The 25,298-nt window shown below is 44.6% G+C and carries 30 protein-coding genes; 15 read left to right on the top strand and 15 right to left on the bottom strand.

The genetic code is table 11. The annotated features are described in order from the left end of the window. Positions 1–18: 18 nt before the first annotated feature. A complete protein-coding gene (locus PHI47_RS05940; protein ID WP_299934942.1) occupies positions 19–936 on the bottom strand; it encodes an SPFH domain-containing protein in 918 nt (305 codons plus the stop codon). Between the two features lie 12 nt (positions 937–948). After that, entirely contained in the window at positions 949–1,383 is a 435-nt protein-coding gene (locus PHI47_RS05935) for an NfeD family protein (protein WP_299934939.1), read from the bottom strand. 134 nt (positions 1,384–1,517) lie between these two features. Here PHI47_RS05935 and PHI47_RS05930 point away from each other — a divergent pair, with 134 nt between their 5' ends. Next, entirely contained in the window at positions 1,518–1,916 is a 399-nt protein-coding gene (locus PHI47_RS05930) for a YchJ family metal-binding protein (protein WP_299934936.1), read from the top strand. A gap of 93 nt (positions 1,917–2,009) precedes the next feature. Here the strand turns inward: PHI47_RS05930 and PHI47_RS05925 are convergent, their stop codons facing one another. Further along, on the bottom strand, positions 2,010–2,816 hold the full coding sequence (locus tag PHI47_RS05925; RefSeq protein ID WP_299934934.1) for a formylglycine-generating enzyme family protein: 807 nt from the start codon (positions 2,814–2,816) through the stop codon (positions 2,010–2,012). 93 nt (positions 2,817–2,909) lie between these two features. Next, positions 2,910–4,553 (bottom strand): methyl-accepting chemotaxis protein, encoded by a 1,644-nt coding sequence (locus PHI47_RS05920; RefSeq protein ID WP_299934932.1) that lies wholly within the window; start codon positions 4,551–4,553, stop codon positions 2,910–2,912. Positions 4,554–4,770: 217 nt separating this feature from the next. Here PHI47_RS05920 and rho point away from each other — a divergent pair, with 217 nt between their 5' ends. From rho to PHI47_RS05890, 6 genes are all read left to right on the top strand, one after another. Next, on the top strand, positions 4,771–6,096 hold the full coding sequence (gene rho / locus PHI47_RS05915) for a transcription termination factor Rho (RefSeq protein ID WP_299934929.1): 1,326 nt from the start codon (positions 4,771–4,773) through the stop codon (positions 6,094–6,096). A gap of 1 nt (position 6,097) precedes the next feature. Next, on the top strand, positions 6,098–6,844 hold the full coding sequence (murI, locus tag PHI47_RS05910; RefSeq protein WP_299934926.1) for a glutamate racemase: 747 nt from the start codon (positions 6,098–6,100) through the stop codon (positions 6,842–6,844). A 57-nt stretch (positions 6,845–6,901) separates the two neighbouring features. Continuing rightward, a complete protein-coding gene (locus PHI47_RS05905; RefSeq protein WP_299934923.1) occupies positions 6,902–8,545 on the top strand; it encodes a DNA polymerase III subunit gamma/tau in 1,644 nt (547 codons plus the stop codon). Between the two features lie 203 nt (positions 8,546–8,748). Further along, positions 8,749–8,967, top strand: coding sequence for a cold-shock protein (locus PHI47_RS05900; protein ID WP_299923813.1), 219 nt, complete (start codon positions 8,749–8,751; stop codon positions 8,965–8,967). A 92-nt stretch (positions 8,968–9,059) separates the two neighbouring features. Continuing rightward, positions 9,060–9,245, top strand: coding sequence for a hypothetical protein (locus tag PHI47_RS05895; RefSeq protein ID WP_299934920.1), 186 nt, complete (start codon positions 9,060–9,062; stop codon positions 9,243–9,245). A gap of 66 nt (positions 9,246–9,311) precedes the next feature. After that, on the top strand, positions 9,312–9,674 hold the full coding sequence (locus PHI47_RS05890) for a cupin domain-containing protein (protein ID WP_299934918.1): 363 nt from the start codon (positions 9,312–9,314) through the stop codon (positions 9,672–9,674). Between the two features lie 13 nt (positions 9,675–9,687). On the opposite strand, the gene PHI47_RS05885 is transcribed toward PHI47_RS05890, so the two are convergent. Further along, the gene (locus PHI47_RS05885; protein WP_299934916.1) at positions 9,688–9,819 is read right to left on the bottom strand and encodes a hypothetical protein; all 132 of its coding nucleotides are present in this window, start codon (positions 9,817–9,819) and stop codon (positions 9,688–9,690) included. Positions 9,820–9,896: 77 nt separating this feature from the next. Beyond that, a complete protein-coding gene (locus tag PHI47_RS05880; RefSeq protein WP_299934913.1) occupies positions 9,897–10,496 on the bottom strand; it encodes a hypothetical protein in 600 nt (199 codons plus the stop codon). A 116-nt stretch (positions 10,497–10,612) separates the two neighbouring features. Here PHI47_RS05880 and PHI47_RS05875 point away from each other — a divergent pair, with 116 nt between their 5' ends. The 7 genes from PHI47_RS05875 to PHI47_RS05845 all read left to right on the top strand — a co-directional run bounded on the left by PHI47_RS05875 (position 10,613) and on the right by PHI47_RS05845 (position 14,797). Beyond that, positions 10,613–11,245, top strand: coding sequence for an HAD family phosphatase (locus tag PHI47_RS05875; RefSeq protein ID WP_299934910.1), 633 nt, complete (start codon positions 10,613–10,615; stop codon positions 11,243–11,245). 10 nt (positions 11,246–11,255) lie between these two features. Continuing rightward, positions 11,256–11,447, top strand: coding sequence for a YwbE family protein (locus tag PHI47_RS05870; RefSeq protein WP_295012656.1), 192 nt, complete (start codon positions 11,256–11,258; stop codon positions 11,445–11,447). A 225-nt stretch (positions 11,448–11,672) separates the two neighbouring features. Further along, positions 11,673–13,169: an aldehyde dehydrogenase family protein gene (locus PHI47_RS05865; RefSeq protein ID WP_299934906.1), complete on the top strand. Its 1,497-nt coding sequence runs from the start codon at positions 11,673–11,675 to the stop codon at positions 13,167–13,169. Between the two features lie 71 nt (positions 13,170–13,240). Further along, positions 13,241–13,627: a DUF779 domain-containing protein gene (locus PHI47_RS05860; protein WP_299934903.1), complete on the top strand. Its 387-nt coding sequence runs from the start codon at positions 13,241–13,243 to the stop codon at positions 13,625–13,627. Between the two features lie 195 nt (positions 13,628–13,822). Then, a complete protein-coding gene (locus tag PHI47_RS05855; protein WP_299934900.1) occupies positions 13,823–14,164 on the top strand; it encodes a nucleotidyltransferase domain-containing protein in 342 nt (113 codons plus the stop codon). Beyond that, the gene (locus tag PHI47_RS05850; RefSeq protein ID WP_299934897.1) at positions 14,151–14,540 is read left to right on the top strand and encodes a HEPN domain-containing protein; all 390 of its coding nucleotides are present in this window, start codon (positions 14,151–14,153) and stop codon (positions 14,538–14,540) included. The genes PHI47_RS05855 and PHI47_RS05850 overlap by 14 nt, the downstream gene beginning before the upstream one ends. Positions 14,541–14,605: 65 nt before the next feature. Beyond that, on the top strand, positions 14,606–14,797 hold the full coding sequence (locus PHI47_RS05845; protein ID WP_299934894.1) for a YwbE family protein: 192 nt from the start codon (positions 14,606–14,608) through the stop codon (positions 14,795–14,797). A gap of 9 nt (positions 14,798–14,806) precedes the next feature. On the opposite strand, the gene PHI47_RS05840 is transcribed toward PHI47_RS05845, so the two are convergent. Genes PHI47_RS05840 through PHI47_RS05825 form a run of 4 tightly spaced genes read right to left on the bottom strand, consistent with a single transcriptional unit; the run spans position 14,807 to position 17,294 of the window. Further along, on the bottom strand, positions 14,807–15,253 hold the full coding sequence (locus PHI47_RS05840; RefSeq protein WP_299934890.1) for a hypothetical protein: 447 nt from the start codon (positions 15,251–15,253) through the stop codon (positions 14,807–14,809). Beyond that, positions 15,250–15,906: a 3-methyladenine DNA glycosylase gene (locus tag PHI47_RS05835; RefSeq protein ID WP_299934887.1), complete on the bottom strand. Its 657-nt coding sequence runs from the start codon at positions 15,904–15,906 to the stop codon at positions 15,250–15,252. Before PHI47_RS05835 ends, PHI47_RS05840 begins: the two co-directional genes overlap by 4 nt. After that, positions 15,907–16,716: a TIGR00282 family metallophosphoesterase gene (locus tag PHI47_RS05830; RefSeq protein ID WP_299934884.1), complete on the bottom strand. Its 810-nt coding sequence runs from the start codon at positions 16,714–16,716 to the stop codon at positions 15,907–15,909. Continuing rightward, on the bottom strand, positions 16,713–17,294 hold the full coding sequence (locus PHI47_RS05825) for a hypothetical protein (RefSeq protein WP_299934881.1): 582 nt from the start codon (positions 17,292–17,294) through the stop codon (positions 16,713–16,715). The genes PHI47_RS05830 and PHI47_RS05825 overlap by 4 nt, the downstream gene beginning before the upstream one ends. 44 nt (positions 17,295–17,338) lie before the next feature. On the opposite strand from PHI47_RS05825, the gene PHI47_RS05820 reads away from it, so the two are divergent. Next, on the top strand, positions 17,339–17,845 hold the full coding sequence (locus PHI47_RS05820; RefSeq protein WP_299934879.1) for a YgjP-like metallopeptidase domain-containing protein: 507 nt from the start codon (positions 17,339–17,341) through the stop codon (positions 17,843–17,845). A gap of 88 nt (positions 17,846–17,933) precedes the next feature. On the opposite strand, the gene rlmC is transcribed toward PHI47_RS05820, so the two are convergent. The 5 genes from rlmC to PHI47_RS05795 all read right to left on the bottom strand — a co-directional run bounded on the left by rlmC (position 17,934) and on the right by PHI47_RS05795 (position 25,291). Continuing rightward, positions 17,934–19,055, bottom strand: coding sequence for a 23S rRNA (uracil(747)-C(5))-methyltransferase RlmC (rlmC, locus tag PHI47_RS05815; protein ID WP_299934877.1), 1,122 nt, complete (start codon positions 19,053–19,055; stop codon positions 17,934–17,936). Continuing rightward, positions 19,055–19,534 (bottom strand): CZB domain-containing protein, encoded by a 480-nt coding sequence (locus tag PHI47_RS05810; RefSeq protein ID WP_299934875.1) that lies wholly within the window; start codon positions 19,532–19,534, stop codon positions 19,055–19,057. The genes rlmC and PHI47_RS05810 overlap by 1 nt, the downstream gene beginning before the upstream one ends. 87 nt (positions 19,535–19,621) lie before the next feature. Then, positions 19,622–22,609: a DEAD/DEAH box helicase gene (locus PHI47_RS05805; protein WP_299934873.1), complete on the bottom strand. Its 2,988-nt coding sequence runs from the start codon at positions 22,607–22,609 to the stop codon at positions 19,622–19,624. Further along, positions 22,587–23,750, bottom strand: a complete 1,164-nt coding sequence (locus tag PHI47_RS05800; RefSeq protein WP_299934870.1) for a Mur ligase family protein — start codon at positions 23,748–23,750, stop codon at positions 22,587–22,589. The genes PHI47_RS05805 and PHI47_RS05800 overlap by 23 nt, the downstream gene beginning before the upstream one ends. Next, on the bottom strand, positions 23,747–25,291 hold the full coding sequence (locus PHI47_RS05795; protein ID WP_299934867.1) for a GGDEF domain-containing protein: 1,545 nt from the start codon (positions 25,289–25,291) through the stop codon (positions 23,747–23,749). Before PHI47_RS05795 ends, PHI47_RS05800 begins: the two co-directional genes overlap by 4 nt. Positions 25,292–25,298 lie beyond the last annotated feature (7 nt).

Genomic DNA, 25,298 nt, shown 5'->3' with positions numbered 1-25,298 from the left:
AAAAGTTGGCAAATTGCCCTACTTTTTATCCCCAAGTGACGTTCCCAAATATCCCAGTGCTCCTACTGCACCGGCAAGACTTTGCTGCCAGTCGGCAGGCATAAAGACTACCTTTGAATTGCCCGATTCGCTCAGTTTTTTGACACTATTGATATAGTGTTGTGCGAGGAGGAAATGAGGTGCCGCCTCCCCTGCGGTGATCCCTTCAGCGATCAGGCCCATGGACTTTCGATCCCCTTCGGCCAGTTCCACTTTGGCTTGTGCATCCAGTTTTGCCGATTCCAGTCTTCCCTGTGCTTCGAGAATCATCGACTCTCTTAACCCTTCCGCTTTGGCGATGGCAGCCCGCTTTTGTCCGTCAGCGATCAATATTGCCGCTTCACGCTCACGATCGGCTGCCGCTTGCCGTTCCATTGCTTCTTGCAAATTCGGACTCGGACGGATATCCTGAACTTCCAGATTACCCAGAGTCAGTCCCCATCCGCTCAGCGAATCACGGATTTTTTCCGCAACCTCCGCTTTAATGACATCACGCTGAGAAAGTGAAGCGTTCAGCGTCATCCCCCCGATAACGGCGCGCAATGTCGTTGTCGTCATATTCGCAACGGCACTCTCAAAATTGCTGATCGAATAGGACGCTTTCCCTGGATCGGTAACGCGGTAAAAAACCACCGCACTAATAATGACGACGGCATTGTCTTTAGTGATGACCTCTTGCTCGCGCGTCTGCTGGATCAGCTCTTTCGTCACAATCTTATAGGCCACAATATCGACGATAGGTATCAATAAATGGAGACCCGGTAAAAGGGTCGTATGGTATTTACCCAGCCTCTCGACGACCCATTCCTCCCCTTGAGGAACGATTCGAACCATTTGCGAAAGACTATAAATCGCCGCAACAACCAGTACCAGCGAAAAAATAATACTTGTATCCATAGAAATCCCTTCTTAGCTTTTTTCAACGATCAAAGTATTGCCATTGAGCTTCACTACCCGTATTTCTGTACCCTCATCAATCTCATTATCTTCTGAAACAGCCGGCCAGTGACGGCTCCCTACAATCGCTTCATACAATTCCACTTCTCCCTCTTGGTGAGGAGATAACGCTGTTTTTACAGTTCCGGCAATCCCTATAAATTCGTTGTGTGTTCCAACCGCGTCGCGCGGATCATCTCCGAAACCCCGTTTTTTAAATATTATCGCTCCAATAACCATGAAAACCGAGGCAATAACCAACTGGAGCACAAGCGATTCGGGAAAGAAAAAAGCGGCTGATGCTGCAAAAATAAAGCCGATGCCTGCGAATAAAGCAAAAAAAGTCGGTAATGTCATCTCCACCACAAATGCCGCAACCGCTAACATGAGCCAGATAAAATAGGACATCTTGCCCCTCCTCTTTTGTTCGGATGAGTTATCTTCAATAAAGTAGAGTACTCGCTTCACGCTTATTCAATCCTTATTAACAAAAATTATTTATAATAAGCAATTTTCAAGAAACGGTTCACTATTATGACATCATGAAAATATCTGTAAATTCGCCTTGTCCTTGCCATAGCGGCGAAAAATATAAAAACTGCTGTTTCCCCTATCACCGAGGGGTTCTTCCTTCTAATGCTCAAAAACTCATGTGCTCACGCTACAGCGCATATGCATTGGGATTAGCCGATTATATTATGGCAACGACCCATCCGAACAATCCTGATTACACAGAAGATAAAGAGATATGGAGAAAAAGTATTCTAGAGTTCTTTCACAATACTCAGTTTTTAGGATTAAAAATCAGTGAATTTATCGATGGGAAGGAAGAGGCATTTGTCACGTTTGAAGCGATGTTAGATCACGGTATTCTCAAAGAGAAAAGCCGCTTTTTAAAAGTTGAGGGAAAATGGCTATACGTAGATGGTGAATTTTTATAGCGCGTCCATCTGCGCGTGGGCTTCCTGCCGAAGGAAACATAGCGTTAGCGTAGTTTCGAGGATTTTATTCTCGGAACGTTTTAATAACTTTTTTTACTTCAGAGGATCACCGTTGATAACCAGACGAAATCCGATATCATTAGCGGTCAAATCAGGACGCGAATATCCCCGAAATGCACTTCTTAAACATAAATAACCGGTTTTATAACTTCCGCCGCGGCGAACTTTAAACGATTCTCCCTCGGCTCCGCCGATACGAGGTCGTCCATCACTCGGCGCACCGTTATAGTTGGCAAAAAAGTCATCTTCACACCACTCCCATATATTGCCGAGTAACCCGTGAACCCCTAAACGGTTAGGGGTTTTATTGTCAACAACCGCCGTTCTTCCGTTTGAACTGTATTCATAAATCGCGTAATCATCAAGCAGTGCTTCCGAATCGCCGAAGGTGAAACGGGTATTTCCTCCCGCTTTAACAACGTATTCCCACTGCGCTTCGCTCGGAAGAGCATAAAATCGTGTTTTCCCCTCATATCGGTTGAGAAGCTCCACAAAAGCTTTGGCATCAAACCAGCTCACCTGTTCCACCGGATGACGGCGGGAACTCTCCTCTTCCACCTTGTCATTTTTAAAATAAGAAGGATTGACTCGGGTAAGTTTGAAATATTGTTCCTGTGTTACAGGATATTTGGCGATCCAAAAGCCACCCACTTTCACCGGATGCGCAGGTGATTCGACATCGCCGCCTTCATTATATTGCGGATTGCGCCCCATCGTAAATTCTCCGCCATCGATATAGAGAAACTCCATCCCGATCGAGTTGGTAAAATCTCTGGGAGTCTCTACCACCGCTTCAACTGCGGGAGTTACTTCGGTTTGCTTTTTAAAAAAATCGAACAAGCTGAACCTTTTAAATATGTTTATTTTTCTTCATTAACACTTCTAGCAAAAATCGTTCACAACTCGATCCATACGATAAAATACAAGAGCTGCTTAGTCTTTAAATTCATTCAAGCGGGTATTTAAATTTTCAGTCATAACATGAAGATGATCTGCTGCGGCAGCAATTTCTTCAACACTGCGGGCGTTGGAACTGCTCAACATATCAATCTGCTGGATTTCTTTATTGATTGTTGCAATCATCTCAACCGTGTGACTGATAATGGAAACAGTCTCTTGTGTGGTGTGTGTTGCGGTAAGCATACTGGAAGAAGCTCGTTCAATTTCACCTTCAGCTTCATCCGAAATAGTAGCTAGTTGATACATATTTTTTGAACTTTGATTCATCTCTTCACTTGTTTCCATAATAGCCTGAACAATAATATTAATCGTGGTTTGGATTTCAACCAAGCTCTTCTGAGTACGCTCAGCCAATTTACGTACTTCATCCGCTACAACGGCAAAGCCGCGACCATGTTCTCCGGCTCGAGCTGCTTCAATCGCAGCATTAAGAGCAAGCAGATTCGTCTGATCAGCAATATCGGAAATGATTCCGAGCACTTCTTTTACCTGCTTTGTATCGTTACTTAACTGCTGAATACGAATCGCCATATCATTCTCAGTTTGCGAACTTTTTTGTACCTGTGCCGTCAATGCCGTAATTTTTGAAGCAGTTACGCTAAGTGCATTACCGGCATCTATAATTTCCATTTTATTTTGTTGTGCTTTATCAATAATATTTTGTGTATCGGAATGGATCGCTTCCACTTTACGCACTACTTGGTTAATAACATCAACCGTCTCTTCCACGGTTTTTCCTACACGCAGTGAAGTAACGGAAAGTTCATGTGCAACCGACGCATTTTCATTCGAAGTATCTTTCGCATGACCGATAACGCTGCTGAGTTTACATCGTAAACTTTCAAGATGAGAGGCAATAAAAGCAATTTCATTTTTCCCGTTCATAGACTGTGATTTGCTTAAATCCAATTGATCCAAATAACCGATCCGAGTAATAAGATGCTTTACACCTTCCAAAATAAGTGCAACAACACCAAAACTGACCATAACAACCACAAACAATATAATAGACAAAAGCAATACCCAAAATTTTGCTGAAGCGTTGTATTCTGCGATGTTTTTAGAGCTCTCTTCAACCTCTTTGATATATTCATCGCTCCACGAGTCCAAACGTTTAGACAATGCTTCCGCATAAGGATCCACTTTGCCCATCAACGCATTTCCCTGCTCTGGGCCTCCTGAAACATAAGCCTCTGCCATCTTTTTGCTTACCGCATAATAATCATCCAAATCATTTTTGAATTGTGTAATTTCTTCTTTTTTCTTAGGATTATTTTGATACTGAACCAATAGTTTTTCTATAATGGCATTGGCGTTTTGGTAATACTTTTCTGCTTCGCCAAACCCGTCATCATATCCTTTGGCTCCCCGTGTCGCTGAGATATCCGTAAGCCACTGTTGGATTTGGATAACATTAATTTTGAGGTTGATATAATCAATTGCCTGAGGGATACTTTCTTGACTTTGGGTTTGCAGCATGCTGTCAACATCTTTTGAAAACTTGTATTCAATAACCGTGTTTACAATCAATAACAACCCGATAACAGACATTACCACTTTTAAAATTGTTTTTATCGAAAAATTATATACCCACCCCATCCAACGTCCTTGCTTCATTAAAGTAATATTACACAACAATAAAAATTTGAATAATAAATTTATCTAATATATTTCCTTATACTTGCTGAACCGTTACTGAAAGAGGCTATAAGAAAGTTTTCTTGACAACCTGCTTCTCGATAGTTTATAATGTCGGAACAAATACCATGACCTGTCAATGACATCTCACCTAGTACTCGCCGATTAAATCCACACACTTTAAGGCATTCCACGCATGAGCGATACCGCAAAAACTCCTCGAAATAACTCGAAAAATCGTACTCACATCCCTGTTGATGGGTTCACGATCGAAGCACTACGTACCAAAAAGCTTGAAGATCTTCTTGAGATTGCTACCTCATTAAGCATCGAAGATCCTAACGAACTCAAACGTCAAGATTTGATTTTCGAAATCTTAAAAACCCAAGTACAGCAAGGGGGATTCATCCTCTTTACGGGTATTTTGGAAATTATGCAGGACGGTTACGGCTTTTTACGTGCTGTGGATCAAGGGTTCAGCGATTCACTTCATGATGCCTATGTTTCCAGTACACAGATTCGCCGTTTCGCCCTGCGTAACGGGGATATCGTTACCGGTCAGGTACGTGCACCCAAAGACCAAGAGCGCTACTATGCCCTCCTTAAAGTCGAAGCGATCAACTATCTCCCTCCGGAAGAGTCTAAAAAACGACCTCTTTTTGAAAACCTTACCCCGCTTTATGCGCTCGAACAGCTCAAACTCGAATACCAGCCGACCAAATTGACCGGACGGATGATGGATTTGTTCTCTCCAATCGGTAAAGGTCAGCGCGGTCTTATTGTTGCCCCTCCCCGCTCTGGTAAAACAGAACTTATGAAAGAGATTGCTCACGGTGTAACCAACAATCATCCTGAAGTAGAGTTGATGGTTCTTCTCGTCGATGAACGTCCCGAAGAGGTTACCGATATGGAGCGCTCTGTTAAAGGGGAAGTCTACAGTTCCACCTTTGATGAACCGGCTAAAAACCACGTTAAAGTAGCCGAAATGGTCATCGAACGGGCAAAACGACGTGTTGAACTTGGTAAAGACGTTGTCATTCTCCTCGACTCCATCACTCGTCTAGCACGTGCGTATAACACCGTCACACCGAGTTCGGGAAAAGTTCTCTCGGGTGGGGTTGACGCCAATGCCTTGCACAAACCGAAACGTTTCTTCGGTGCCGCACGTAACATCGAAAACGGCGGAAGTCTCACGATCATCGCAACGGCCCTTGTCGATACAGGAAGCCGTATGGATGAAGTCATTTTCGAAGAGTTCAAAGGGACCGGTAACTCCGAGATTGTCCTCAGCCGTAAAATCTCCGATCGCCGTATTTTCCCTGCGATCGATATTCTCAAATCAGGAACCCGTAAAGAGGAACTCCTCCTCGGACCGGATGTCTTGCAAAAAGTATTTGTCCTTCGCTCGATGCTGCATAAACAAGAAGACGAAGTCGAAGCACTCCGCTTCCTCTACAACACCATGCTCAAAAGCAAATCGAATATCGAGTTTCTTGATAGCATGAACGAGTCAAGCAAATAAGATGAGAGTCGGCGTCTTTGATAGCGGTGTCGGAGGCTTAAGCGTCGTCAAGTCGCTGCTGGAGCATAAACTTTTCGAAGAGATTATCTACTTCGGCGATACCGCCCGCGTCCCTTATGGGGTCAAAGATCAAAACACCATTATCCGCTACTCCCTCGAAGCCCTCGAATTTTTCAAAAACTTTGAAATCGATTTACTCATCACCGCATGCAATACCGTCAGCGCCTATGCCCTCGACGAAATGCGCCTTCACAGTGATTGTGATGTTATCGGAGTGGTCGATCCGGGGGTGTTGGCACTCAAAAATGCCATCCCTTCCACCGAGGCCAATATCCTCATTCTCGGAACCAAAGCAACTGTCAAATCAGGTGCCTACGAGAAAGGTCTTCACGAGTTGGGATACAAAAATCTCAGCGCCATTGCAACCTCTCTTTTAGTACCTATTGTAGAAGAGGGATTGTATGAGGGTGAAGTGCTCCAGAGTGCCTTGCATCACTATTTCGCTTCCTTAGATAAAACCCCCGATGCCATTATCCTAGGATGTACTCACTTCCCTCTCGTCGCCCGCGCGATTGATAACTATTTCGAAGGAAAAAGCTCTCTCATCCACTCGGGAGAAGCGATTGTCGAATATCTGGAAAGTCACTACGATTTTACGAAGCGATTTGAGAATACCAGTCTCAAATTTTTTGCCTCTGAAAATCCCGAAGGGTTACGCCGCGTTGCCAAAGAGTGGCTGTCACTGTAATCTAAAATTTATCGTATCCACGGTAAACTCCCTTATACAAAATCAAAGAGGTCTCAATTGGGCACATCCGAAGTACTCGCACTCAAATACCGTCCTCGACGTTTCGAAGAACTCATCGGGCAGGAGAGTATTTCCCAAACCCTATCCCTCGCACTCGATTCAAAACGCCTCTCTCACGCCTATCTTTTCTCAGGACTTCGCGGATCGGGTAAAACTTCTACCGCACGGATTTTTGCCAAATCACTGATTTGTGAAAATGGCCCTACTTCCAGCCCGTGCGATGTGTGCAGTCATTGTGTCATGGCAAATGAAGGGCGTCATATCGACATCATCGAAATGGATGCCGCTTCCAGCCGTAAAATCGACGATATTCGCGATCTGATCGAACACACCAAATACCGCCCTGCCAGTGCCAAGATCAAAATTTTCATCATCGATGAAGTTCACATGCTTACCAAAGAAGCACATAATGCCCTCCTCAAAACTCTCGAAGAACCGCCGGAATACGTCAAATTCATCCTAGCAACCACCGATCCGCTGAAACTCCCACCGACCATTTTAAGCCGAACGCAGCATTTTCGATTTAAACGGATCAGTCATCCGAACATCGTCCATCACCTCAGCCATATCCTCCATCTGGAAAACATCGAGTACCAAGCTGAAGCATTGGATATCCTAGCCCGTAGCGGTTCAGGAAGCCTGCGTGATACCTTGACCCTCATGGATCAGGCCATCATCTATTCCAAAGGATTCGTGGATGTCAAAACGGTTGCCGATATGCTGGGGCTTCTCGATCCTGATTATATCAGCCGACTTTTTGATGCCATTTTTGCGAAAGATCGGCACAGTTTAATCGCTATGCTTCAAGAACTCGAAGCGTATGAATCCGAAATGGTGGTGGATGAGCTTATCGCCTATCTCAAAGAGCGTCTCTATGAAGGGGATCACCGTTTCAGCCCCCTCGTGATTGAGCGGTTTTTCCGCATCCTCAGCGATGCAAAAACTCTCTTTGCGATCAATGCCGACGGCGGATTTGTCGTGAGCCTTGTTCTCTTTAAAATGATCGAAGCACTCAAGATAAAAGAGATCGATGAGATGATCGAATCTCTCGAATCGCGTGTCTCCCATGCACCGACAAAAGCTCCTACACCGATCAGTGTGACGGAAGCTCCAACCATCCATGTCACCCCTACTCCGCCTGCTGTAAAATCCCCTTACGAACAGCTGTGTGAGCGGATCAGTGACCGAAGTGTCGAGCTTGGTATCTGTTTTAACAATAATGTTACCTTCCTCTCCTTCGATAATAATACACTCACCTGGGAAAGCTGCGCGGAGGGAGAGGAAAAAGAACTGCTCAAAAACAGCTTCGGCATTATCCGACAGTTTGTCCGTGAGATTTACGGCATCGATACCCAGATTAAATCCAATGCGTGTACCAAAACCGCTGAAAGCGTAGCTGTGGATAATACCTCAGTGGCTGAACCTGAAAAATCGCTTGCCGCCGAGACGATTTCCGAAGCACGTGACGAACCCGCATCCATGGTCGAAGAGGCCGAAATCGGTGTAGGAAGTTGTGTCAGCCAATGCGATGAAACAAGTGTCAAAGAGTTTGACGGCAGCGATGTTCTCAAAGAGCCGATGATCCAAAAAGCAGCCGAATTGTTCGAAGCGACAAAAATCACTGTGCAATCCAAAGTATAAAACGGCTCATGAATAAAATCTTTCCTTGCTATTAAGTTTTTTTTCAGGTATAATAACTCCATTGAAAGATGATTTAGAGTTTCATCTTTGGCTTGCTTTTTATTGATGACTTCCGTTAGCAGTACGACCCGCCCTTAGAATACTCCACTTTATATTTTCGACCACTTCAGCAATGAGGTGTATTACAACCCAAAGGAATTGCTATGGCAAATCAAGTTAACGGAACAGTCAAATGGTTCAACAGTGAAAAAGGTTTTGGATTTATCCAACAAGACAACGGCGGTAAAGACGTATTCGTACATTTCCGTCAAATCAACAGCACTGGTTACGGCCGTGTAAGTCTTGAAGAAGGACAAAAAGTAACTTTCACTATCGGTGAAGGCGAAAAAGGTCCTCAAGCAGAAAACGTTAGCGTTATCTAATTGCACAGACAGGCAGTCTTTCTGCCTGTCACCTTTATCGTTCTATTAAGGCACCATCAGGTGTTTTTCCGAACCGATTTAAAGGAACCCACATGGAAAGCAAAGAAGCCGTTCTATTAGCGTTAAAAGAGGGTAAAAAGCTTACCAGTAACGTCACAGGGTTACAATACACTCTCATCGGCGGACAACTTCACGCCCGTAACGGTGAAAAAACCGACTGGCACGAAAGTGAACTCAGTTTCGACAATCCTCCATCATGGCTCAATCTTCGAGATTGAGTTCATCTTTTTAACTCCCCTATATTTTTAGTATGCTAACCTACCGTATTTACAAAATACGAGGTTATGATGTTTCTCCACAAACAAATCGATGTCATTGATGCGACTCCCCAAAAAGCCGGTCGTGGCGTGAGTATGAAAATGCTCCTGTCTCCGGATGAATCTCCCCATTTTGCCATGCGTAACTTTACTATCGATGCAGGCGGATATATGCCTTTGCATACCAATACCGTTGAACATGAGCAATACGTCCTCAGCGGTCGGGCAAAAGTTGTAATAGGTGATCAAACGATTGAAGCGGGGAAGGGAGATGTGTTATTGATCCCTGCGGGAGTGCCCCATAGTTATGAAACCTTAGGTGACGAAACCTATAGCTTTTTATGTCTCGTCCCAAAAGGTGAAGATTGCATCGAAGTATTAGCGTGTTAAATCCGTTACGGGACTAATTGTTTGTCCCGCGAACAACACGTTTAATATCATTTATACCATCATCTACACCACTGTTAAATTCTTTTGCGGTGCATCCGCCCAATATCAAAACAGCCAATACCGATAGCATCAAAAAACGAATCATATAGTCTCCTAAAATTTCAAGTTGTAACAAAATTATAACGCGTTTAGTGTTTATCCTCTGTTTATACCCCTGCGCTCTCAACTTTTACGAAACCCGAATAACTCCAATGAACTTTTCGTCGCTCGGGCGATAATACTCTGTTCGGGTCGGAGCATAGCATCTGAAATCACTTTTACCGCATCGGAAATCTCGTCAAATCCATGAAGGGGATAACTGCTTTGCAGGACAATCTGATCCATACTCAAACCGCTTAACGTATCAGTATCAAACGCTCCTATATTCTCTGCACCGAGAGCGAGATGAAAATTCGACAATGCGGTATGTTCACGCGTCGCATTAAGGATAATCCCTTTACAGCTGCTCAAATCATACACGGCAGCATCATTGAGTCGGGATTCATCAATCATGATCGGTTTGCCCGATACTGGGAGAAGAGCACTATCCTCATCACTTTGGATCGAAAAAGCTACACAATTTTCGTCGGCTTCATGATGCAAGCTCAGAGGAATAGAATAAAAAACACTCCCATACTCCGCTGCAACCTTTTTAGAATGTTCGAGTTCAGCCATCGTCGACGGATGTAAAATAAACATCTGCACCATGCTATCTTCCATAATCTCATCAAGATTATCAAAAAAATCCTCGTCTGTGCGATGCAGATTGACGTCGATCGTCATAGTTCCCCTTTGGCATAATATTGTTTATGGGTATGCAAATACAGTTCTATCTATACTTTTCGTCTAGGTGAGAAGAGTAATGATAACGGTAAGGTAACAACGGTACAATTCCATCCATGAAAACACAGATCCTTTTTGACAATGACGGAGTACTCGTCGATACCGAACACTGGTACTACACTGCCAGCGCCGAGGTATTAAACACCATGGGATTTCATCTGAGCGAAGATCGCTACCACGACATTATGATCGCAGGAGAGAGTGCCTTTTTGATCGCCGAAGAAGCGGGGGTACCGATCTCTGAGACCGACAAATGGCGCGCACAGCGAAACGAACTTTATCAACACTATCTCCGAACCGAAGAGATCGCTATTTCCGGTGTCAAAGAGGTACTAGAACAACTCTCACACCGATACCGCATGGGGATCGTCACCTCAGCGTTGCGGTGCGATTTCGAGCTCATCCATGCCGACAGAGGGATAGCCGATTACATGGACTTCGTCCTCTGCAGCGGTGAGTACCCCCGTGCCAAACCCTACCCCGACCCCTACTTGATGGGATGGGAGAGATTAGGGGGAGAGAAGCACGAGACGATCATTATCGAGGATTCGGAGCGGGGGCTGCGCTCCGCCGTTGCGGCAGGGATCGAGTGTGTCATCGTCCACAACCGCTTTACCGAAAAGCATGACTTTAGCGCGGCAGCGCATCGGATCAAAACACTCGAAGAACTTATAACACTACTCAACTAAGGAGATACACATGGACGGCAAAGAACGAAAAAATATCATGTCGGGCAAACGGGTGAGCATCGTCCTCAAAGAGGATCAATCCACAGGAAGATTAACCGAAGGGGTTGTCCGTGATATTCTCACCAAATCACCCTCCCATCCGCACGGGATCAAAGTGCGGTTGATGAGCGGAGAAGTAGGACGGGTTAAAGAGGTCTTTTGAGCCTCTTTAAACGACAATCCTACAGTATTTAAAAAAAATCCTTACCGTTGCACTGCACATACACTCTAATCATCCCCTGAAACCACCTAGATATAGCCGAAAAACAGGCACTTTCGAGACCGCTATTTTCAAGCTATAGAAGTAGTATAAAGTATGCTCAGAGAAAAAATTGCTGGAAAGAATTCCGTCAAGTTTCTTAATGAAATTGAATCAAAGGAAAAAACAGTGGCATACACAAAACCGACTTACAAAGCTCAATATGAGAACTTCATTGGTGGAGAATGGTTAGCTCCACAAAGTGGCGAATATTTTGACAATATCTCTCCCGTTGACGGTGAAGTTTTAACAAAAATTCCAAGATCGAATGAAGCCGATGTCGAACTGGCAATTCAAGCCGCAAACAAAGCATTTCAATCCTACAAACATACTTCCGTCGTAGAACGAAGTATTATGCTCAATAAAGTTGCCGATGCGATCGAAGCAAACTTGGAAGCGTTAGCGATTGCAGAGACGTTGGATAACGGTAAAACGATCCGAGAAACTTTATTTGCAGATATCCCTTTGGTTGTGGATCACTTCCGATATTTCGCGTCCGTCATCCGAGCCGAGTCAGGTACCGTGGCCGATATCGACGAAACAACCATTTCTCAAGAAATTTATGAGCCGTACGGTGTTGTCGCGCAAATCATTCCTTGGAATTTCCCGCTATTGATGGCGGCATGGAAACTGGCTCCGGCATTGGCGGCAGGTAACTGTATCGTCATGAAACCGGCTTCTGCTACCCCTATGTCCATTCTACTTTTGATGGAAGCGATCCAAGATGTCCTTCCAAAAGGGGTCGTTAATATTATCAACGGTGCCGGCGGAAAAATCGGTAAATACCTATCAACCCATCCTCATGTTAAAAAAGTCGGATTTACCGGTGAGACGACAACGGGTCAGTTAATCATGCAATATGCGACAGAGAACATCATCCCTACGACGTTGGAATTGGGTGGTAAATCTCCGAATATCTTCTTTGAGTCGATTATGGCTGCCGATGATGAGTTCTTTGATAAAGCGATTGAAGGGTTGATTCTATTCGCGTTTAACTCCGGTGAAGTGTGTACGTGTCCTTCACGCGCATTGATTCAAGAGTCGATCTATGAACCGTTTATGAAACGTGTTTTAGAGCGGATGGAAGCGATCAAATTAGGAAATCCGTTGGATGTAGCCAACATGATGGGTGCTCAATGTTCACTGAACCAAAAAGAGAAGATCCTCGAATACATCAAAATCGGTAAAGAAGAAGGGGCTGAGTGTCTCATCGGCGGAGAGGTGTATGAGTCTGCAACGTATCCGAACGGATTCTATATCCAGCCGACCGTATTCAAAGGTCACAATAAAATGCGCATCTTCCAAGAAGAGATTTTCGGACCGGTTCTTGCCGTTACAACCTTTAAAGACGAAGAAGAAGCATTGGCTATCGCCAACGATACCATCTACGGATTGGGTTCAGGGGTATGGTCACGCGATGCACATCAACTCCATAAAATCAGCCGTGGAATCGAAGCCGGCCGTGTTTGGGTGAACTGCTATCACATGTACCCGTCACACGCATCATTCGGCGGATACAAAAAATCGGGTCTCGGCAGAGAGACGCACATGATGATGTTGAACTCATACCGTCATACGAAAAATATTTTGACCTCTTACAACAAAAGTGCTATGGGATTTTTTTAATCGATAGTTGAAAATTCGAACGGGGTCAAAATCGTTTTGATCCCGTACATAGTGCATCTTAGGAATTTAGTATGAATATAGAACGATTATCCCTCACCCCCAAAGCCGCAGAAGTCATCGAAATATTAAAAAAACAAAACGGCGAATTAGTTTTTAACCAAAGCGGCGGATGCTGTGACGGAACAGCTCCGATGTGCTATGAAAAAAGCGATTTTTACGTTCCCAGCAGAAATGTCAAACTCGGTGAGATATGTGGATGCGAGTTTTTTATCGACAAAGACCAATTCGAATATTTCAGACATTCCCAAATTATTATCGATGTCAAAGAAGAAAAAAGTGCGTTTGGAAACTCGTTTTCATTAGAGATTGATTTAGGATATCAGTTTATCACCCGTTCGAGAATCTTTACGGACGAAGAGTATGCGTATATCAAAGAGCAAGATAGTAATCCTAGTTAAAATAAATTACCCATACATCACCTTGACATTATAGTAGAGATCATTAAACGCGGGATCGAGTGCATCATCGTCCACAACCGATTTACCGAAAACCACGATTTTAGCGCGGCGACCCATCGGATCAAAACGCTCGAAGAATTGCTAGACTTGTTACCGTAATTCTTAAAGAAATCAAAAATCTGTTATAATCTTCTCATGAAGTTAACCAATGCACTGAAAGATCAAATCATTACTCAACTAACGCCTCTTAATCCCATGCAGGTCGTTTTATTCGGAAGCTATGCCTATGGTGAGCCTACAGAGAATAGTGATATTGATTTATATGTTGTGACAGATGATGAGTTTATCCCTCAAAACTGGGGCGAAAAAAACCGAGTCTATCTCAAAGTTGCAAAAGCGTTGGAAAATATTGTTCGAACCCATCCCACCGATTTGATCGTCCATACCAAGGCAATGCACCGAGAGTTTATCGCTATGAACAGTTCATTTTCGAGAGAGATTACGACCAAAGGGGTCAAGCTCTATGAATCGGCTTAGCCAAGCATGGCTCCAAGCCGCCTCCGATGATCTCGATGTCATCGAGCAAATCCTCTCACAACCTCATCTAACTCATCTCGTCGCGTTTCATTCTCAGCAGGCAATCGAAAAAGCTTTTAAAGCACTCATGGAAGAAAACGGCGAAAATGTCCCGAAAATTCATTCACTCAATAAACTCTTCGACCTCAATAAATCTGAATTGGTATGCGATGATACCGATCTATTTCATACCCTCGACGAACTCTATATTGAGTCCCGTTATCCCGGAGATTTCGGCTTGATGCCCAACGGAAAACCATCCGTCGAAGAGGCAAAAGAGTTTTATGAATTTGCCAAAACAATCTACAAACAAACAAAACAAAAAATCGGACAATGAGAGACGACTACAATTTTTCAAAATCCAGTATAACTCCCTATAAAAACAAAGAGCAAGGATCAACAATGGACGGCAAAGAACGGAAAAATATCATGTCAGGCAAACGGGTGAGCATCGTCCTCAAAGAGGATCAATCGACGGGTAGACTGACCGAGGGGGTTGTTCGTGACATCCTCACCAAATCATCCAACCATCCGCATGGGATAAAAGTGCGATTGATGGGTGGGGAAGTGGGACGGGTTAAAGAGGTGTTTTAATTAGCAGTCTTACTTCATTTCATCAAATTCAATATGAATTTTTTCGTCATTCACTTCCACCGTTGAATGATTCATATAAATATGTTTCGCGTCAGAATATTGAACTACCAATTCACTCGGTGATTTCCATTGAACTATAACCCCATATTTTGTAGAATTTGTCTCTTTATTCTTAATGACAGGACTATCAATAACTGCAACAGCCTTTCCAGATAGTTGATCGCCTCGTTTTACAATATATAGTCTTTGCATTACAGAAGTAGTCAGTGCACCTGCATCAGCTTCGATGACAACGGCATCAAGCTTTCTATCTGGAGATACATGTCTATGTGTTTCAATTTCACTTACTAAATCTTTACCTAAAATATAAAATATTGTCATGACCAAGATAATAAAAGCAATGATTCCAATCACTACAATCCAAAAAAGAATTTTTAGAAGCTTTGCCCATGTCATCTTAATAATCCTATATTAATTTCTTCGATTTTAACCACTTTCCCCTTACTATTCTTCTTCACATACTCCACTATCATCCCATGAAACCGCGCAAATGCGGCGGGAAGCTGAACGGTGTCGAAATAGCCTCGTACCCCTGCTTCGCACCACTCCTGAAGTTCATCATAACTTTCGAACTCATATCCGAATGCGCCCAGTAGTCGTGCCGTGTAGGCATCGACGACCATAGCCGGACGGGCGCAGGCGTAACAGAGTATGGAATCCGCCGTCTCAGGTCCGATCCCTTTTTGAGACAACAGCCAGTCGCGATCTACCGAGAGGACAAAGGTCTCGAAATCACCGAACTCTTCAATCATATTGTGTGATAAGCGGATGAGATTAGCGGCTTTGGCTTTGAACAAACCGCTCGGACGGATCAGCTCCATCAGACTTTCATTATGACATTTAGAGAGCATAGCAGGGTCTATCAGATCGAGATTACGCAGGTTGTCTAGGGAGATTTTTACACGTTCCCACTGGGTATTTTGAGTAAGGACGGCACCGATGACGACTTCAAAGGTTCCATAAGAGGGCCACCATAGCGGCGGAGAATTTTCGAGAAGTTTTAAACGCTCTAATGCGCTGAATAGGTCCCAAGAATCTTGTAATTCCATTTATTCTTCTACCCACGCATCGGTTCTGTAAACACGCCCGTCATCGAAGATTTTGAGCTTGAACGCTTCGGTACATTTTCCTTCTTCGAGATTCATAATAGCGATTTGGAGGATTTTTCGGCATTTTTCTGGGACTTCAAAACGTCCTGATACTCCCGTGGTAAACCGTTCCAAAGGTACTCTGGAATCCATACCGATGACGTTATCACGGCATCCGCTGAGACCGATATCGGTCATATAGGCTGTCCCTTTGACAATCTGGAAATCATCGCTCCCCACATGGGTATGGGTTCCGATAATACCGCTAACTTGTGACTGAAGAAGCATCAGCATAGCCCGTTTCTCACTGGAGGCCTCAGCATGGAAATCGAGGAAGATGTGATCGACTCCGTCATTTTTGAGACTTGTGACGGTGTCACGAGCGCATCGAAAGGCATTATCGACATATGGCATTCCGTAATGTCCCATAATATTGAGTACAGCGAGTTTTTCTCCCGCAACGTCAAAAATACGACACCCTGTCCCTTTTACCCCTTCAGGGTAGTTGTGAGGACGCAGGAGAGGCAACGACTCCAACAACGGCTCAATCTCTTTTTTATCCCACGTATGGTTCCCGCCGCTCATGCAGTCGATCCCCATATCGAACAACTCCTTGGCATTTTTCATCGTTACACCGAATCCGTGCGAAGCATTTTCGTAGTTGGCGATGACGAAATCAATGCCGTGTTCACGTCTGAGCTTTGACAAGTGTTCTTTAATCATCGTCCGTCCCGGACGACCGACGATATCTCCAATAAACGCTATTTTCACTCTTTCTCCTCCATGAGTTCCTTTCTTAATGGTTCAATCCCATGGCGATAATGGCTGCTGTCACCGTACTCAAAAAACTTCTGATACCGTGAATGGATTGATTTGACCCTGCTCGCATGGCGAATCGGGCACCAGTATTGTTCCGTACGGGCGGCAATCTCGGAAATATACGCCATCAGACCGCCAAAATAACTGCAATAGAGGCAGTTTAGTTTTTCGATAATATTGAGATACCCCAAACGATGGCGGTCGACGATAATATAATCTTTACGTTTGACTTTAGTAATCTTGTAGATCGGAAAACAGATCCATTGATAGATCGAGACAAACCCGTCCAAAATCAATGCCGGAATTAGAACAGACCAAATCACCGGAGCACTCAGGAGATGTAAAATCGGCGTTGTCGCCAAATAGCGCAATAGGCTCTGACGATCATGCCGATAAGATTCGAGTATCTCTTCTCGTTTTTTTGTTATTTCACAGGTAAATTTCTCATATTCCTGATGAAGTTCCATTTCCAGTTCTGATTCGAGTGCTTTGATCTTTGCGACGAGTTCGTCGATCTTTTGATGTTCCATCCCGAACCTTTGCATTATGTTGTGAAACTATACTACAATTGCGTATGCATACCCTTAAATATTTAGCTCATTACCCTCAAGAGATACGGACTCAGGTCCTTCATCTGATCGATACTGACACACTGGGTGAACGGCTTTTGCTCAAATATCCCGATACCCATCCCTACAACACCGATAAAAGTCTCTATGATTATGTGATGGAACTCAAGAATACCCATTTCCGAAGCTCCGCACCCATCTCAAAAGTACTCTTTGACACCAAAATCCGTGATCTGCACTCCGCACTGGGAACCCATACCTTCGTCTCACGGGTTCAGGGGGGGAAGTTAAAGGCTAAAAACGAGATTCGAATTTCACACTTCTTTAAAAAAGTCCCTGAGTCGTTTCTTCGGATGATCGTTACTCATGAGCTTGCCCATCTCAAAGAAAAAGAGCATAATAAAGCATTTTATAAACTCTGCACCCACATCGAACCGCAATACCATCAACTCGAATTTGAAGTCAGGCTGTATTTAACGTATATTGATCACTTCGGGCAATTATATAGATAACAAGTGCGGTTTACTGCGCGTGGGCTTTCCGCCGAGGACATTGTGCCCCCTGCGGGTAAAACTCAGCGTTAGCGTAGCGAAAGGGATTTTATTCCTTTCGCGTTAATTCAATTAAAACTTCATAATGAGCCGTATGGGGGAACATATCAAACAGCTGAACCCGATTCACACGGTAGCCGCTTAATATTTCAAGATCTTTCGCCAGACTCATCGCATTACAGCTCGAATAGAGTATCCGTTCACTACCGACGCGTATCAGCCATTTGCATAACTGCTCTCCCAATCCTCGGCGCGGCGGATTAACGATCACAACATCCGGTTTTTCCCCTGAACTGGCTCCGAAACTCGCTGCATCGAGCGATTCGAACCGGATATTTTTCATCTCCAATTGTGCCGCCGAATCACGGGCGCACTGGATCGCTTCGGGCTCGATCTCGATTCCGATGATGTTACGCTCCGGAGTAGCACAATGAAGGGCAAATCCCCCTACCCCGCAAAACAGATCCCATAACCGTGTCGGTTTTGTCTCTCCTGCCCATTCAGCAGCAGTACGGTAAAGCTTTTCAGCTACTTCGGGATTGGTTTGGAAAAAACTCTTCGGACGGATATAAAGAGGGATACCGTTGAGCCGCTCTTCGAGACGACGTTGCTCGGTAAAGAAAATCTCCTCATCCCCTTCTAATATCGCCATATGGACGCTCTGAATATTGGCCGTGATCACTTTCAGTTCAGGTGCGCGTTTGAGTAAATCATCTAGCCCTTTTTCCAGCCTTCCGACAATCCCATGGGAACGTAGGACAAAACGGAGCATCATCGTTCCGTTGGATTTGCTTCGGGTGAGGAGAACGTATTTCAGCTCCCCTTTTTTCTTTTTAACGTCATACCCTTTGACACCCAGCTCTCGAAGCCACAGTTCTACGGTGTGCAGGACTTTTTGCATACTCGAATCATACAAAGGACACTCGATCAGACTCACCTCTTCGGAGAGTCCTAGCACCACTCCCTCTAACGTCGGACTTGCTACCATTTTTGCTTTGTTACGGAAACCTTTTAACGGTGAGGTGGCAGGTTTTAACCACTCCGTCGGATTAAAAGGGGTCAAAAGGGTATGCAAATGCTCATTCTTAAGTTTTAGCTGTTCGGCGTAATGGTAATCGATCCAACTGCATGATCGGCATTGATACGTGTCATAGTAACTGCAAAAGCTCATCACATCCCTGCTTCTATTGTATTTTCACACACGTTGAAAGTACTTTCCGGAATTGCACGTAAACGACGTTCCAGTTTGCCTATAAGAGTGAGGAGTTCTTCTGAAGTTGCCTGTAGCATACTAAAATATTCTTTAGCCATCTCTTTTCCCTGATCACTTATCTTTTTTTTGGAGTTTAATAGTTTTGACAAAAAAGAACGATTGTCATCGGCAAAATATATTCTAAATATTTTCATATAGTGATCGTGTAAGTCAAAGTGTACTTTTTCAATATCGCCTATATACGGTATGTTTCCAAGGGCAGTTATTTTTTCTCCCTCTCGGTAGAGCCATTGCCCAAATTCACAATCACTGCAACTTAACGGTATCGCATCCTTATCGATCGGCAATCCGTCAATCAGCAGTTGTGCACGTTGTACCCAGTTCATGTGTGCTCTCTTCGCATCACTTAGCAACTGCAATGTGACAGCTTTATCCAAAGCTTTCTCCTCATTTAAATAAAGACCCCATTATATCCATCTAACATTATAAAAGACAAATATAAATACACATCTATTAACTGTAACCTACAAAGCTTTCGGTTTCGCAGTCCGAAGGTACTGCAAGACAGCTCCGATGAGATCATCGTCATCTTTGCTTTTACTCTGCAATGTCTCTTTGACACCGCTTATATATTCGATGGTGATGTTTTGATTGTAGTTGCTCACCATTTTGATTTTCTTTTCGATACTGAGGAGTTTGATCACCATAATCTCAAAGAACTGTTTCGTCGGCATATCAGGTTTGCCAAAACGATCTCCGACCTCTTCCTCAATCTCATAAATCTCGCTCGGTGATTCACACTGGCTGAGACGGCGATAGAGTTCGAGGCGGAGACGGTCTTCACTGACGAGCTCATCGCTGATAAAGGCACTGACGGTGAGTTTAATATCGACCTTTGCCCGCACTGCCGTCGTCTGATTCGTGAGAATTTTGATCGCATCTTCAAGCATTCGCAAATAAAGGGCATAACCGATATTTTTGATATGACCGCTTTGGGCATCTCCGACGAGGTTCCCACCTCCGCGAATTTCGAGATCGTGATAGGCCAGCATCGATCCGCTTCCCAAAAAGGAGTTCGATTCGAGTGCCACGAGGCGCTTTTTCGCTTCTTCGGTAAGATGGTCTTTGTCATCGACGATAAAGTAAGCATATCCCTCAATATGTCCCCGTCCGACCCGACCGCGAAGCTGATGCAGATCGGCCATCCCGAAACGATCCGCTCCGTCGATGATCATCGTATTGACCGTCGGCATATGGATACCCGATTCGATGATTGACGTGGCAAGTAACACATCATACTCACGGTTAGCAAATTTGGCTAGTTCATCCTCGGTTTGGGTTGCACTGATTTGAGAGTGCAATATTAGGATACGCAGATCAGGAAGGATCGCTTTGAGCTCTCCCGATTTGATGATCATAGAGTCAATCGAGTTGTGGACATAAAACACTTGACCGCCACGGCGAAGTTCGCGTAATATCACCTCTTTGATCAGTTTTTCGTCATAGTTTTTAACAAAGGTCCGTACCCCTAAACGCTCGGATGGAGGGGTGAGGAGTTCGCTCATCGTCTTGATCGAACTAAGAGCTTGGTTCAGACTTCGCGGGATCGGCGTTGCACTCATACTAAGGAGATGGACGTTTTCATAGAGGGATTTGAGCTTCTCTTTTTGTTTCACTCCAAATTTATGCTCTTCATCGATGATAACGATCCCCAGCTTCGCACAGTTCACACCGAACAGGGCATGCGTTCCGACAACACAATCGAGTTCTCCCGATTCCAACGCTCTAAGCGTCGCATTTTTCTCTTTGGTGCTAACAAATCGGTCTAACTTTGCCACTCGAAGCCCAAACGGTGCCAGCCTCGTTTTAAGTGATTGAAAGTGCTGAGAACTGAGCAACGTGGTCGGAACGACGAGGAGCGATTGGTATCCCCCTTTGGCCGCAGCAAAAATGGCGTTCATCGCTACTTCGGTTTTCCCGAAACCGACATCTCCGCTGAGGAGCCGATCCATAATCTGTCCCGAAGAGAGATCACGAACAATAGAGCTGATCGCACTCGCCTGATCCGGGGTATAATCAAATCCGGCAGCCGCTTGGAATTGTCGCAGTTCTCCCGCATCGACGTTAAGGACAGAAGCTTTAATAAGCGCACGGCTCGCCGCGATTCCGACAATCTCGGAGGCTATCTCAAACAGTCGTGCTTTGACCGATTCTTTGAGCTTACCGAAGCTCCCCTTGCCCAGACGATCGAGTACGGGAAGAGAGCCGGATGCGATATAGCGATCGATTGCATCGAGGTTTTCGACGGGGAGGAGGAGTTTGTCATCCCCCATGTATTTAATCACAACGAGGTCTTTGATCCCGCCGAGAATCTCCGCCTGCTCGATTCCGACGAATATCCCCACGCCGTACTCTTCGTGGACAACATAATCGCCCACTTTCAAATCATCGAGGAGAATGGAGGTACGGCGGCGACGGCGCTTTTTCTCGTGATGGTTGAGGGAGAGGATGATTTCATCGGGACCGATCAGGTTGAGAACGATCCCCGAGGTTTTAACCGTTATCCCTTTGAGCTCAAAAATCCCCGCTGCTTTAAGCTGGGTATCACTCGCGGCGATGAGGGTGAATTTTTTGTTTTTATGGACGCTTCGGAGGGTCTCGAAATTCCCTCCCCCCAAGGGAGTATAACGTTCCGACTCAGGGAGAATATCCGCTTCCAATCGCTCACGCGCCAATACGGGTTGATTGAGACCGTACGCTTCATCGAGAACGTTTTTCATCTCTCGAATACGCGCGACCTTTTTACCCTCGCACAGATCGATCCCCTCAGAGCCCAATACCCAAAATCCGAGTGAAGCAATGTCTTTGACGAAGCTGTCGCTCTGAGCGGAAGCAATCGCTTTCTCAAAAGCTTTATGCTGCTGTGCATCAAGTGAGAAAAAAGCGCTGGTGACGTCGATAGAGGCTAATTCCTCTTTATCCGTCCGCTGTGTCTCGACATCGAACGCTTTTATCTCTTCGACCTCATCGTCAAATAGGCTGATACGGTACGGGTTGGATTGGTTCGGGACGTAGATATCGAGGATATCGCCGCGATGGGATACCTCCCCCTCCATCTCCACCATATCGACAAAGCTATAGCCCCAATGGAGGAGCTTCTCTTTAAATACGCTCAAATCGATACGGGAAGCAAATTCGATGGTCTCACTTTGAAGCAATGACGCAGAAGGGAGAGGGAAAAGCAACGTTTTTACGGGTGATATGATCAGCGGTTTTTTGGACGCCGTATAATAGGTACGCAGTGCGGCAAAGAGGGCAAACAACTCTTCGCTAAACGGACGCAGATCATCCATATAGGTTGCACGAAAATCGGGTAATACGATATGAGGTATCTCTAAAAAGGTGGAGACGTCACTCAGTTCCGATGCCTCTTTTGCATCCTCGCACAGGAGGATTTCAGGGAGCTTTTTCGGGCTATTTTTTAGGTACTCATACCATCGTGCTTGTGACATTCATCCTCTTTAAAAACGTCTCGGCTACGCTAAACGAACCGAAAACCAAATATTCTTTATTAGTGTTTATTTCTTCAAATGATCGATATGGGATATTCAGTTCATGTAATACCGATTCGAGAAGACTCCGTTCCACAATCCGCCCTTCATTGACGTCGATAATCTCAACCGAATCAATAATCGGTTTTAAAAGGCTCAAAATCTCACCGTAATCTTTATCACCATAGGTGTTATAGATCAGTGTTATTGTTCGACCCTTGTACGCTTTAGCTATCGACTCTGCAGCTAAGGCGTTATGCCCTACATCCAAAGTGATGTTCGAAGCAATTTTACTCAAACGGCCGAACAATGCACTCTGATCAAACAACCCCTCGGTTGCTTCAAACCCTAAAAGCTCATACGCCGCCATAGCAAGGGTAAGATTATCGCGTAAATAGTCGCTGAGACTGTTTTTCGTGGCAAGGTGCCATGCCATTGTTTCAATATTGAGGGTAACGCGTTCCGAAAGAGTGTAGAGGGTGCACCTTTTTTCACCCGCAACAGTGCGTGCAATTGTCTCGACTTGTGAGTGTTTTTGTTTTCCCAAGAGAGCAATGCTTTGCATGCTCCTCAGTTTTGTCGATGCAATAGATTCGATCGTGGTTCCCAAAAATGCCGCATGGTCAAAATCGATAGGGGTGAAAATACTCAGCACTTTATCAAAGGCATTGGTAGCATCGTATTCACCACCCAGTCCCGCTTCAAGTACGACATAGTCACATTCTTCATATACTACCATTGCCAAAAGAGTCGTATACTCAAAATAGCTCAGCGTATTAGCAATCTCCGTGGATAAGAGGGCAAAAAGCTTTTGGTGGGCATTCTCTAACGCTTCATCACTGCCCTCAGAACCATCCAACCAAATCCGCTCATTAAAGCGAAGAATATGAGGAGAGGTGTAATGCCCTGTCTTTTTCCCTGAACGACTCAACGCAGTTGCCAAAAAACGTCCCGTAGAACCTTTTCCATTGGTTCCGACAAGGTGGATGATTTTCAAACTCGGAAGAAATTGTTTGATGCTTTGATACGCATTGGGAAAGCGTTCATAGTCGATTACATCGTAAAAAAGAGGTTTAGCGGCAAGGAACTCGTTTAATGTCATGCTGGCTCTACGCGGTTTCGCCCTTTGCGTTTGGCATCATAGAGCCGCTCGTCCGAACCGTTAATGAGCCCTTTCAGGGAAGGATAGTCTTTACGCTCGGCGACACCGATACTGATACTGACTTTTATCCGCGCACCCTGATACATAAAATGAGCTGACTCCACATGTGCTCGTACTTTTTCACAAAATACTTTTGCACCGGCGATATCGGTATCGCCTAAAATCGCCAAAAACTCTTCTCCACCGTAACGACCGACGATATCGCTGGTACGCGCTTCTTCTTTTAAGATTTTAGCAAAAGCGATCAGCACCGCATCCCCGGCCTCATGCCCGTAGGTATCATTGACCGTTTTAAAGTTATCCAAATCAAGCATTGCAACACAAAAAACGCGGCCATGTCGCTCATATTCTGCTTCTTTGATCGTTAAATATTCTTCAATCGCCCGTTTATTAAACAACTTGGTCAAAAAATCTTCGCGGGAAGCTTGTGTTGCCTGCGTGAGTTCCGCCTCCAATGTTGCAATTTTTTTACCCATTTGTATTACTTTATCATTATGAATTTTGAGATCTTTACTTAAAACTTCCACTTTCTCTTCGAGAGTGCTCGCTATAGCATAGAGCCGTTTGTGTGCCGTTTTAAAATCGCTGGGTTTGTTACTCTCTAAAGATTCGAGGTCTCGTTTGACTTCTCGGATCTCACTCGTCGAATTTTCACTCCGCTCTATCAGTTCAATCAACTGTGCAGAGAGTTTTTCCAAAAGCACATCGAGTGCACGAACCATCTCTTCGACACTTTGTTTATCCAAAGCAATACGCATCGAAATGGCTATTTTAAGCTCTTTTTCACACTCATCTGATGCGATGTATGCAGGATTGTCAGCCAATTTTTGGGAAAGCTGAATTGTTGCGGTATCCATAGTCGGTGCGATAGAGGGAACTAAGGATGAAACAAGAAGACGAACCGTTTTAGCATGATCAATCACCATGCCGCCTTGACTTCCCCCCTCTTGGAGATTAAGTCCTTCAATGGTTTTACGCAGATTAGCCGTATCGACAGGTCCGAAAGTTGCCAGTTTCATCAAAAATGTGTCATCATAAATTGTGAGGAAATTGCTCCATGCCTGTTTGAGCAAATCAATCTGCGTGGAACCGCCTTGGCTTTCTAAAATAGCAATGGTTTTTTTGGCCAATGCGGAAGCTTCAGGATTGTGTAACGCGTCCATGCTCTGTGCCATTTTTTTGGCTAAAGCACTTAATAGTTCAACAAGGATGGAGGCTTCATTGGGGTTTAGACGACTGAGCTTCGAGATCAAAAAACGGATAAGTTCAGCTGTGGTTCTGACACGATACTGCTTAATCTCTTCAGCAGTTTTTTTGTCCAACAGTGTCACATAACGATCAATGCCGCTGCAATCTTCTACGGCAAATCCCGCTTTTTTAGCTTCAGCACAAAATATTTCGGCATACACGTCGGGGGTCCATACTTTTCCTTCGGCTTTAAGCCGATCTACGGTGTTGCGAACAATTTGGTTGATGGTCATAACCTAC

Origin of the sequence: Sulfuricurvum sp., assembly GCF_028713855.1 — a bacterium.
In the GTDB taxonomy this organism is placed as follows: domain Bacteria; phylum Campylobacterota; class Campylobacteria; order Campylobacterales; family Sulfurimonadaceae; genus Sulfuricurvum.
The sequence above is the reverse complement of the archived record's forward strand: the minus strand, read 5'-3'. Positions and strand labels throughout refer to the sequence as shown.